The sequence below is a fragment of the Psychroflexus halocasei genome (assembly GCF_900107595.1).
In the GTDB taxonomy this organism is placed as follows: Bacteria; Bacteroidota; Bacteroidia; order Flavobacteriales; family Flavobacteriaceae; genus Psychroflexus; species Psychroflexus halocasei.
The window spans coordinates 108937-120597 of the sequence record NZ_FNQF01000009.1 but is presented as its reverse complement, the minus strand read 5'-3'; the positions used below and the strand labels follow the sequence as shown (position 1 = coordinate 120597).

At 34.1% G+C, this 11661-nt stretch carries 6 protein-coding genes and 2 tRNA genes; 1 reads left to right on the top strand and 7 read right to left on the bottom strand.

What is annotated here, in order from left to right; translation table 11 throughout:
• Positions 1-547: 547 nt before the first annotated feature.
• The 7 genes from BLV84_RS10880 to BLV84_RS10850 all read right to left on the bottom strand — a co-directional run bounded on the left by BLV84_RS10880 (position 548) and on the right by BLV84_RS10850 (position 8507).
• A tRNA-Pro gene (locus tag BLV84_RS10880) sits at positions 548-622 on the bottom strand.
• A gap of 18 nt (positions 623-640) precedes the next feature.
• Positions 641-724, bottom strand: a tRNA-Ser gene (locus tag BLV84_RS10875).
• 148 nt (positions 725-872) lie between these two features.
• The gene (locus BLV84_RS10870; protein ID WP_093245177.1) at positions 873-4316 is read right to left on the bottom strand and encodes an efflux RND transporter permease subunit; all 3444 of its coding nucleotides are present in this window, start codon (positions 4314-4316) and stop codon (positions 873-875) included.
• Between the two features lie 6 nt (positions 4317-4322).
• A complete protein-coding gene (locus BLV84_RS10865) occupies positions 4323-5498 on the bottom strand; it encodes an efflux RND transporter periplasmic adaptor subunit (protein ID WP_159429423.1) in 1176 nt (391 codons plus the stop codon).
• A 7-nt stretch (positions 5499-5505) separates the two neighbouring features.
• Positions 5506-6867, bottom strand: coding sequence for a TolC family protein (locus BLV84_RS10860; protein WP_093245170.1), 1362 nt, complete (start codon positions 6865-6867; stop codon positions 5506-5508).
• Between the two features lie 3 nt (positions 6868-6870).
• Complete coding sequence (locus BLV84_RS10855) at positions 6871-7467, bottom strand: TetR/AcrR family transcriptional regulator (protein ID WP_093245167.1); 597 nt, start codon at positions 7465-7467, stop codon at positions 6871-6873.
• Between the two features lie 74 nt (positions 7468-7541).
• Positions 7542-8507 (bottom strand): polyprenyl synthetase family protein, encoded by a 966-nt coding sequence (locus BLV84_RS10850; RefSeq protein ID WP_093245164.1) that lies wholly within the window; start codon positions 8505-8507, stop codon positions 7542-7544.
• Positions 8508-8866: 359 nt separating this feature from the next.
• Here BLV84_RS10850 and BLV84_RS10845 point away from each other — a divergent pair, with 359 nt between their 5' ends.
• The gene (locus tag BLV84_RS10845) at positions 8867-11656 is read left to right on the top strand and encodes a 2-oxoglutarate dehydrogenase E1 component (protein ID WP_093245161.1); all 2790 of its coding nucleotides are present in this window, start codon (positions 8867-8869) and stop codon (positions 11654-11656) included.
• Positions 11657-11661: the final 5 nt, after the last annotated feature.

Genomic DNA, 11661 nt, shown 5'->3' with positions numbered 1-11661 from the left:
TCTTCAGATATGGATTAGACTATATCTCAAAATGCTTGTTATCAGGAACTAATAAATATGACCTTAATCTAATTCAATTTTTGTCGTGTACTTAAAAATTTTAGTTTTAATCAAATTGGATTTAACTTTGGTTTTAATAGACATCTGAAATAATAATATAAAATTCGTTCATTTTCTACAAAGTATCAAATACAAAAATTAAAGACTTAGAATTTACGGTGGAGACTTGAATCGGAATTATAGATCTATTTAAGTTGCTTTATCAATAGAAATGCTAAAACTGAATCTTTCAATGCAAAATTGAATCTCTTAAAACTCAATTTAAAGGAGTCAAAAATGTAGAATTTACCCTCTATAGATTATAAACAATTTTTATCTAAACACAAGTTTTAGAAATGATCCATCGGATATCAGGGCTAAAAAGCTTGTCCCCAATTTGGACACCTAAAGTGTGGTTTTATATGGTAAGATATGGTTTTCCTAGAAATAGAAAAGCCTTGAAAATCAACTATTTACAGAAATATGGTTGAATTTACAAGGCTAAAAGTCGGGGTGGCAGGATTCGAACCTGCGGCCTCCTGCTCCCAAAGCAGGCGCGATAACCGGGCTACGCTACACCCCGAATGTGGTTATACTTTTGCGGAGAGACAGGGACTCGAACCCTGGCAACACTTTCGCGTTGACAGATTAGCAATCTGCTGCATTACCACTCTGCCATCTCTCCTTAGTAAGCTACATAAACTTCCTAATTGCGGGTGCAAATATACATCTCTTTTTCATTTCACCAAAACAAAAAAGAGATATTTTTTACTTTATTTGTATTATAATTCACCCAAGTATTTTATCTCACTGATCCACATCATCTTAAGCTATTATTTAGTTTTCTTAAATCTTAATTTTGCTCTTATTGATAAATAAAACATGACCGGAACCACAATTAGAGTTAAGAAAGTTGCGAAAATCAATCCGAAAATAACTGTCCAAGCTAATGGTCCCCAGAAAACAACATTATCACCTCCTATATAAATCTTAGGATCATAATCTGTAAATAAAGAAAAGAAATCAATGTTTAGTCCAATTGCTAATGGAATTAGTCCCAATACAGTTGTGATAGCTGTTAATAAAACAGGTCTTAATCGTGATTTCCCACCTGCAACTAAAACATCAAAATATTCAGCTTTTGAAAGCATTTGATCACTATCTATTCCTTTATCTTGCTTTTTCCTGTCAATTAATATTTGTGTATAATCTACAAGAACAATCGCATTATTCACAACAATACCTGCTAATGAAATCACTCCCATCATCGTCATAATAACAATGAAATCCATCTGGAAAATAATCAAACCAAAAAGTACACCTGCTAAACTCAAAATTACAGCCGATAAAATAATGACAGGCTTGCTGATTGAGTTAAATTGACCTACCAAAATCAAGAGAATTCCACCCATAGCAATAAGAAGTGCTTTCAATAAGAAATCCATATTATCAGCTTGTTCTTCTTGTTCTCCAGTGAAAACGTACTTCATTTCTGGTTTCTGGTTGTAATATTCTAATTCTTGTTTTAAGGTATTGACGATTTCAGTTGGATTACTTCCTGTTAAAACATTAGAATAAAGTGTAATCACTCTTTTTAAATCCTTTCTTTTAATAGAATTAAATGTTGCGGCTGGTTCAGTTGTAATTAAAGAAGAAATAGGGATCTGATTGATTTGCCCTTTTGTATCTCTAAAAGTAACTGGCTGATTCAATATTGCATTTTCATCATAACGTTGATTCTCATTTAAACGCACATTGATTTCATAATCATCTTCCCCATCTTTAAAGGTTGAAGCTTCTTGTCCAAAAACAGAACGCCTAATCGTTTGTCCAATCATAGAAGCTGAAATACCAAGTTCACCAGCCTTCTGTCTGTCAATTCTGATATCAATTTCAGGTTTAGATTTATTGACATCAATTTTCAGCTCTTCAATTCCATCAATATTTAATTGATTGATAAATTGACGTAAATTTTCTGCTTCTGCAAGCATATCTTCATAGTCATCCCCTCTTATTTCTAAATTGACAGGATAACCAGTTGGCGGACCAATATTGTCTTTTTCAACAATAATTGAAGCACCTGGAAAACCTTGCACAGACTGCCTCACTTCTTCTAAAGTTTTCAAACTTGAAATTCCTCTTCTAAATTTAAACTCTCTTAAAGTTAAAGTAATTTTAGCGCGATGCGGCATTTCATTAGCCATTCCACTATTCGTCATTGGGTTTCCTGAACCTTTTCCGACTTGAGATATAGCTGACTCAATCATAAAATTATAGCCGTCGTCATCTTCATATTTCTTGACAGCATCATATATTTTTTCTTCAACTTGTTTTGTCAAAGCATTCGTTTTATTTATGGCTGTCCCTTCAGGATATTCAATGTAAGTGATAATTTGATTTGGTTCATTTTCTGGAAAAAATAGAGTTTTCGGTTCTGCCACACTAACCAAAACGAAAGCTAGCAATAACATTCCTATTGTTCCGAAAAAAAAGAAATAGGCTCTTTTTTTATATAAAGCAAAAACCAAGCTTGATTCATAAAAACGCTCCATACGTTTGAGCAGATTAAACTGAAAATAACGAATAGCGCCTTCTAGGAAATATTTGTAAACCCACATCATGATGGCAACCAAAATACTCAAGTTACCAATAGCTCTCAACCCTCCTGAATCAGCAATAAACCCAGTCACTAAAACCAATGCACCGACTAAAAACAGAATCAAGCTCCATTTAATCAATAAATTTTTTCTTAATTCACCTTCTTCAGTTTTCATAAACTGTGATGTCAACATAGCGTTGATGATTAATGCAACAAATAATGAAGATGTTAAGACAACTGAAAGTGTAATCGGGAAATAAACCATGAATTTACCAATCATTCCTGGCCATAGTCCTAATGGAAAGAAAGCCGCCAAAGTTGTTGCTGTTGAAGCTATAATTGGCCATGCGATTTCTCCAACCCCCTGTTTTGCAGCTTTGATTCGAGGCATGCCTTCATCCATCAAACTATAAACATTTTCGACAACAACAATACCATTATCCACCAGCATACCTAATCCCATAACAAGACCAAATAAAACCATTGTATTTAAAGTAAAGCCTAATGAAGAAAGAATAGTCAGTGCGATAAACATTGACAATGGAATAGCAACTCCAACAAACAAAGCGTTTCTAAAACCTAAAAAGAACATCAAAACACCAACAACTAAAATGACTCCAAAAACGATATTATTGACTAAGTCATTTACTTGATTTTCTGTTTGCACAGATTGGTCATTTGTAATGCTGATTTCTAAATTTTCCGGATAGTAATCTGACTTTTCTTTTTCGACTATTTCTTTTATTTGCTCAACGGCTTCAATCATGTTTTTGCCAGCTCGCTTTTTCACATCGAGCATCACAACAGGCTTCCCCTTATTTCTCGCAAATGTTGTTGCATCTTTTTCATTAAATCTAACTTGTGCGATGTCTTCTAAAAAGACAGATCCATCATCAGATTTTACAACAATTTTTTCAAGATCTGAAGGTTTGTCAATCTCTCCAATAACACGAATGTTTTTTTCTAGACCTTTACTGATAATATTTCCTCCAGAAATAGTTTTATTTTCTGCCCTAATTGCATTGATTACATTATCAAATGAAACCTTTGAAGACACCATTTTATAAACATCAATGGCAACCTCAACTTCTTTTTCATCAACACCTCTTACACTCGCTTCTTTAATTTGCGGAAGAAGTTCAACTTCATCTTGCATATGTTCTGCAAAATCTTTTAGCTTTTGCGTTGGATAATCTCCGACAAAATTGATATTCAAAATTGGCATTTCCTCAGAAATGTTCAAATCAAATACATTAGGTTCTACCTTGGCACCATTATCTAATGTTGGCCATGTTGTTTCCGATTTAACCTGATCAACTTTGTCTTTGATCAACTGTTTTGCAGTACTAACCTCTATATCTTCTTCGAACTCAATGATAATCATCGAGTAATCTTGCATTGTCGTGGAGTTGATTTCTCTCGCACCTTTAACATTCTTAAATTCTTCCTCTAAAGGTTCGGTGATAAACTTCTCGACATCTTCAACTGAGTTTCCAGGGTTTACTGAACTCACGTAAATTTTGGTTTGTACAATCTCTGGGAAAGATTCGCGAGGCATACTGTAATATGACAACAATCCGCCTAAAAGACTAATTGCAATAATGACAAAAACAGTCATTTTATTATCAATCGCCCAGGATGAAATACTAAACTCTTTATATGTGTTTTTATTTGCCATCCCTCTCTACTTTATCGCTTCTGAAACTCTTAACTTCTCACCATCTCTTACACTTCTCGCACCATCTGTGATAATGTATTGCCCTTCTTCTAAACCTTCTAAAACCTCAATATCTCCTTTTAGGCTTTTACCTGTTTTGATTTTAACTTGCTTTGCTGTTCCAACTTTATCATCTTTTGGTTCAAAAATATAAGCGATCTGTTCACCGCTTGATGTTTCTTGCAAAACATTCTGACTGATAACAACTGTGTCATCTGAAGTGTAATCGTTAATTTTAATCAAAGCGACTAGATTTGGTTTCAAGTTTCTGATATCTTTAGGGATACCGACTTTTACCATAAACTTTCTGTTATTTGGATCTATAAAATTAGCGACTTGAATAATTTCAGTATCAAAATTTAATCCCATTGAAGAAATAGAAACATTAACAGATGTTCCAACTTTAATAGCATTCAAAAATTGCTCTGGAACCTCAGCATAAATATATGTTTCAGATAAATTGATCAATCTGAAAATCGGTGTCTGACCTGGGCTAACGACTTGACCTTGATCTGCAAGCTTACTATCTATCACTCCTGAGAAAGAAGCTCTAATCTGTGTTTTGTCGATTTGCTTTTGCAATCTATTTTTATTGCTTTTTAAAGATTTATAAGAAGTTTCAGATTCTAAAAACTGAATCTCAGAACCTATGTTTTGATCCCATAAACGCTTTTGTCTTTTAAAACGTGTTTCAGCAAGTTGAAGCTGTGTTTCGAGCTCTGCCATTTCCTCAGACAAACCGCCATCATCAATTCTAGCTAAGAGTTGACCTTTTTTAACGCGATCACCTTCCTTGACATAAATTTTATCTAAGACGCCGCTAAATTCAGGATAAATCAAAATATTTTGATCAGTTTCAACATCTCCCTGGACTTCAATATAATGAACAAATTTCTCTGTTTCTATTTTTTTGACACTCACAAGTGAGAAGGAGTTAGCATCTTCACGCGCTTCGATTTCCTTACTTAATTTTGAGATTTTTGTATTGAGCAATCTTTGCTCTTTGTTGAGTTCTTGACGTCTTTCTTTCATCAAGTCAACTTTTCCAGAATCTATAACTTCATCAACCGTTTGTTCCTTATTTTGACATGATGTCGTCATCAACAGACTTAAGATTGCGATAAAAAGAATTGAATTTTTCATTGATCTTTTAGTTTTGGAGTGGCTTATTTTTAATTTTTTCAAGTTCTGCTTTAGCATTAATTACATTTAGCATACTTTGTAAATATTCGTTTTGAGCTTGATACAGCTGCACTTGTGCTTGTCGAAGTTCGAAACTGCTGGCTAAACCTTCTTTAAATTTGATTTCATTTTTATGTGAGATTCTCTCTGCAAGGTTTAAATTATCTTTAGAAATTTCGAAATTTTCAGTAGCATAAGTCATTTCACTTTTAGCTGCATTGTAAGTTCTCTTAATTTCATTAATGGCTTGCTCCTTTTGCACCTCAGCTTTCTCGAGCTCCATTTTTGCTTGCTGAGTTCTTGAGTGACGCTGGAATGAACTGAAAATCGGAACGCTTAAACTCACGCCAATTGTTGAGAACTCATACCAATCTTTCCCACTTTCAAAAAAGTTGAACTCATCACCGAAGCTTGTCGCCCCATAATTGACAAATGCTGACAAAGTTGGCAAGGCTTTACTTTTCTCGAGTTTAAACTCTAAATCTCTTTGCTCAACTAAGTTTTTAGCAATTTTAAAATCAACAGTTTCTTCCAACTTAAAATCTTCAGAAGCATCAGTTTCTAAAATATTTTGAGTTGCTAAAATTTCTAATTCGTCTAACAAAATAACCTCCGCTTCAACTGGCAAGCCCAAAACCATATTCAGGCTTTCCTTTGCAATTTCGTGCATACGTTTAGCATTGTTCAGTTGAGATTTGAGTTGCTGAGTTGTTATCTTGAGCTGTTCAACTTCCTCCTCTTCTGCTAAACCATTGTCAAAAATCTTCTGAGTTTCGTCGAGATTATTTTCAGCATTGTCAAGGTTATTTTCAGTGATATCAATTGAGTTTTTCGAGAGCAAAACGTTTCCGTAAGCCGTAATGACGTTGGTCCTGACTTCGTATTCTGTTTTCAGTTTATTATTAGCAGAATATTCCAAGAAAGTTTTTGCAGCTTGAAGCGCGACGATATATGAACCGTCAAAAATCAATTGATCTAAACGCGCTGATGCATTCATGTTGTGCTTGTTACCGAAACTAACAGGCACGGTTGTTCCTGGCTCACCGATCAATTCGCCAGGTAATGGTGTCACTGTCAATTTGGGATTATTTTCATAATTCACCTGACCGTTAATTTGTGGCAAACCGTCTGCAGTTGTCTCCCATTTTTTCTTGATCGCAATTGCAACATCTTGCTGAGCATTGATGTTTGCGTAGGCGCTATCCATCGCAAAATCAATAGCATCTTGTAATGTCATTTTATAAACTTCTGATTTTTCTTGAGTTTCTTGACCGAAAGTCAGCGTTGTCAGAAATATAAAAATTAGTAAAAAGTGTTTTTTTAAATTCATTTCTTATGCCTTTAAAATTTCATTCATTTTCTTTTGTCCCTTTTGTGTTGTCATACTTCTTAAGTGGTACAACACAAACTCGTGATACAACTGTTTTGGCGTAAATTGTTCTACATTGAGTAACTCTTCATTTTTAATATCAAGAAGACCAACAATATATAAATTCACAACAAAATTAATTGATAAATCATCATGATAATAAGCTTCTTGAATACCCTTAAGAATGTTCTTCTTAATATTCTGGCTCATAATATCAATCTGTTTCTCTCTGTATTTATCGTATGTTTTTTGATAGTATTTCTTGAGCTGAAATTGAGGTGATGCTTTTTGATTTCTTAAGCGTTTAACAACAATATCTCGGAAAGCAAACATTTCAGTAATTGCATCAAGCTTTTGATTAGACACATCGCTCATTTCAGCATCAATTTCAGCAATAACGCTTTGCACAACAAGCTCAACTAATGTAGATTTCTTTCCAACTAAATCGTAAATTGTTTTTTTAGAAACAGATAATTCATGGGCTAAATCGTCCATGGTGACACTTTTAAAACCCAGTTCTAAAAACATCTCAGTTGCTTTATGAATAATTTGATTCCTCATGACAGAGGGCAAAATTAAGCCAAAAACTTTTAGAACAATAAAAGTTTTTTAAGTTTTATGAAAATTCTAAGATTCTAAAAAGTTCGATTCATCAAGTTCAAACCAAAATTCTTCAGATAAGCTTTTCTATCATCAGAAAGTTCGATTTTTTCCAGACATTCAAAAGCCATTAATGTGTATTTTTCAATTTCCTTTAAAGTTGCCTCTGCAGCTCCAGAAGCTTCATAAATATGCTTAACGGTTTTGATTTTTGCACTCGGATCTAAAGGTGTTACAGAAAACAAATGTTGAAGTTGCTCCTTCTGTTTACCTTCCAAAGCTTTTAAATATAAATAGGTCTTTTTATTTTCAATAATATCGCCACCCAACTGTTTTCCAAATTCAGATTCATCGCCGAAAACATCTAGATAATCATCTTTGATTTGAAAAGCAATTCCTAATAAACGACCGAATTCATAAATGTATGTTTGTTGCTCTTGATTAGCACCCGCAATAATGGCTCCCATTTTTAAAGCAGCACCAACGAGAACTGCCGTTTTATACTCTATCATTTTAATGTATGCATCGATATCAACCTCAGTTTGAGTTTCAAAATCAATATCGTACTGCTGACCCTCGCAAACCTCAAGCGCTGTTTTGCTAAATAATTGCGCCAATGGTTTGAAATGTTCAACGGGATAATTTTCAAATAATTGATAAGCAGTAATTAACATCGCATCGCCAGAAAGAATACCTGTGTTGATATCCCATTTTTCATGCACAGTTGCTTTTCCACGACGCAATGGAGCAGCATCCATAATATCGTCATGTACAAGTGAGAAATTGTGAAATATCTCGATTGCCAAAGCTGCATCTATCGCTTCAGAAGATTTATCAGCAAATAAATCGGCACTGATCAAAACCAAAACAGGGCGAATACGCTTACCTCCCAAATTTAAAATATACTCAATAGGCTGATACAAATTGTCTGGTTTTTTATCCGTGTATCTTCCCTCAAGATTTTCGAGAAACTTAGCTTTATAAACGTCGATATTTTTCATCTCTAAAAATATTTTGGGCGAAAATAAACTTTTTAAAGAGTTTGTTATATGATTTGAGATATTAATAAGAATTGTAAAGCAAAAACTGTTTTTAAATCTTATTAAAATAAGTTGAGCTAGCTTTACATTATTAGCAACATAAAAAAAGTAAATCTTAACAAAAGTTACTTTAAACGCATAAATCTTAAGTAAAACGAATTTATTTAAATCGAAATATGTGATTTACTAATAATAATTCAATATTTTTATATAAAATTCAATATTGTTAATTGAAAACAAAATCATAAAATATGATATTATGAGTGCTATTAGATTAGAAGTTGTAATTTTGTTTATTCAAAACTATTGCAAATCCAAATATGGACCAATTTTCTTTTTTAAACGCAGTACATCCTCAACAATTAGCTGAACTTTACAACAATTATCTTCAAAATCCTGATGCTATCGAGCCAAGCTGGCGCGCATTTTTTCAAGGATTTGATTTTGGCATGACCGAAAATGGCTCTGCTGAAGAAGTTGTTATAAGAGACGCTGAAACGAAGGAAACTGAAACAATCACTGTACCTGAAAACGTACAGAAAGAATTCCAAGTTGTCAATCTCATCGATGCTTACAGACATCGCGGACATCTTTTCACACACACAAATCCCGTCAGAGACCGACGTGATTACCATCCGAAAATTACTTTAGAGCTTTTTGGCCTTTCAAAATCAGACTTAGATTCTGAATTTGAAGCTGGAGATATTATCGGAATTGGGAAAGCAAAGCTTCGAGATATCGTCGATTTCCTCGAAAAAGTTTTTTGTGAATCTATAGGTGTTGAATATGCTTATATTAGAAAGCCACAAGAGATTGAATGGATTCAAAACAAAATTTACGAAAACAAAAACCATCCGAAATTCGATACTGATCAAAAGAAGAAGATTTTAAGAAAGTTAAATAAGGCTTACTTATTTGAAACTTTTCTTCATAAAAACTTCGTTGGTCAAAAACGTTTTTCATTAGAAGGAAACGAAACACTTATTCCTGCACTTGATGCGCTTATTGAAGGTGCAGCAGATATGGGTGTTAAAGAGTTTGTGATGGGAATGGCTCACCGTGGCCGCTTAAATACGCTTACAAACATTTTTGGCAAAAGCCCGAAAGATATTTACAACGAATTTCAAGGTAAAGATTATGATATCGATGGCTTTGATGGAGATGTTAAATATCATTTAGGTTGGACATGTGAGCGCCACACTGATAGTGGTAAAGAAATCAACCTCAACATTGCACCAAACCCTTCTCACCTTGAGACAGTGGGTGCTGTTGTGCAAGGTATTGCGAGAGCAAAACAAGATGATCACCATAAATCTGAAATACAAAAAGTATTACCTATTGTTGTTCATGGTGATGCTGCTGTTTCTGGTCAAGGCGTTGTTTATGAAGTTGTACAAATGTCACAACTTGATGGCTACAGAACTGGCGGAACAATACATATTGTGGTCAACAACCAAATAGGGTTTACAACAAACTATACCGATGGACGCTCATCAACTTATTGTACAGATATTGCTAAAGTAACTTTGTCACCAGTATTACACGTGAATGCTGATGATGCCGAAGCTGTCGTCCATGCAATGAATTTCGCATTAGGCTATAGAATGGAGTTTGGCAGAGATGTATTTATCGACCTTTTAGGTTACCGTAAATATGGACATAACGAAGGTGATGAACCACGTTTTACACAACCTAAACTTTACAAAGCTATTTCTAATCACGATGATCCTCGTGAGATTTATACAAAACAATTAGTTAATGAAGGTGTCATTGATAGGTCTTATTTAGAAAAAATTGAAAAAGAGTATAAAGAAACTCTTGAAGAAAATTTTGAAAGCTCTAAAAAAGAAAACAATGCTGTTGTTACCAAAATCCTTCAAGAAGAATGGGAAGGTATTGAATACGGTAAGCGTAAAGATATGATGAAGGATGTTGACACAACATTCGACATTAAAGAACTTGGAGAATTAGCTCAAAAAATAACAAAATTACCCGAGGGTAAAAAGTTCTTACGTAAAGTAGAACGCTTGATGAAGTCAAGAAAAGAAATGTTTGATGAGGATAGTCTTGATTGGGCATTGGGTGAGCTTTTAGCATACGCAACTCTTCTAAAAGAAGGACATGACGTCCGTATCTCAGGTCAAGATGTTGAGCGTGGTACTTTCTCTCACAGACATGCAGTCATTAAAGTTGAGGAAAGTGAAGAAGAATATGTACCTCACGCACATGTTAGTGATGATGCAAACTTCTACATTTACAACTCATTATTATCAGAATACGCAGTTGTTGGTCACGATTATGGTTATGCAATGGCAAGCCCAAATACATTGACAATCTGGGAAGCGCAATTTGGTGATTTCAGTAATGGAGCACAAATCATGATTGACCAATACATTTCTTCTGCTGAAGATAAATGGAAATCTCAAAATGGTTTTGTCATGCTTCTTCCCCATGGATATGAAGGTCAAGGGTCTGAGCATTCATCTGGACGCATGGAGCGTTATTTACAATTATGTGCAAAAGACAATATGTATATTGCGAATTGTACAACGCCAGCCAATTACTTCCATTTATTGAGAAGACAAATGAAATTGAGCTTTAGAAAGCCATTGATTGTTTTCACTCCAAAAAGCTTATTAAGACATCCAAAAGTAAGGTCAACAAAGGCTGAATTAGCAAAAGGAAAATTTGAAAAAGTTATTGATACAGACAATCCTAAAGCTAAAGATGTTAAAAATTTAGTTCTTTGTACTGGTAAATTCTACTATGATTTATTAGAAAGAAGAGAGGAAGAAGGCAGAAAAGATGTTGCACTTGTAAGAATAGAACAACTTTTCCCATTACCAGAAAAGGAAATGGATAAAGTGATTAAGAAGTACAGCAAAGCCGAAGAAATTGTGTGGGCGCAAGAAGAACCAAGAAATATGGGAACATATTCTCACTTGTTGCTGCATTACACAAAAGCAAAAGACTTTAGAGTTGCAAGTAGAAGATTCTACGGTTCACCAGCAGCTGGAAGTCCTGCAAGATTTAAAAGACGTCACGAAGAAGTAATTGATTACGTTTTTGATTCTTCAAAAGACAATTGTATATTAGATTATAAAAAATAAATTAA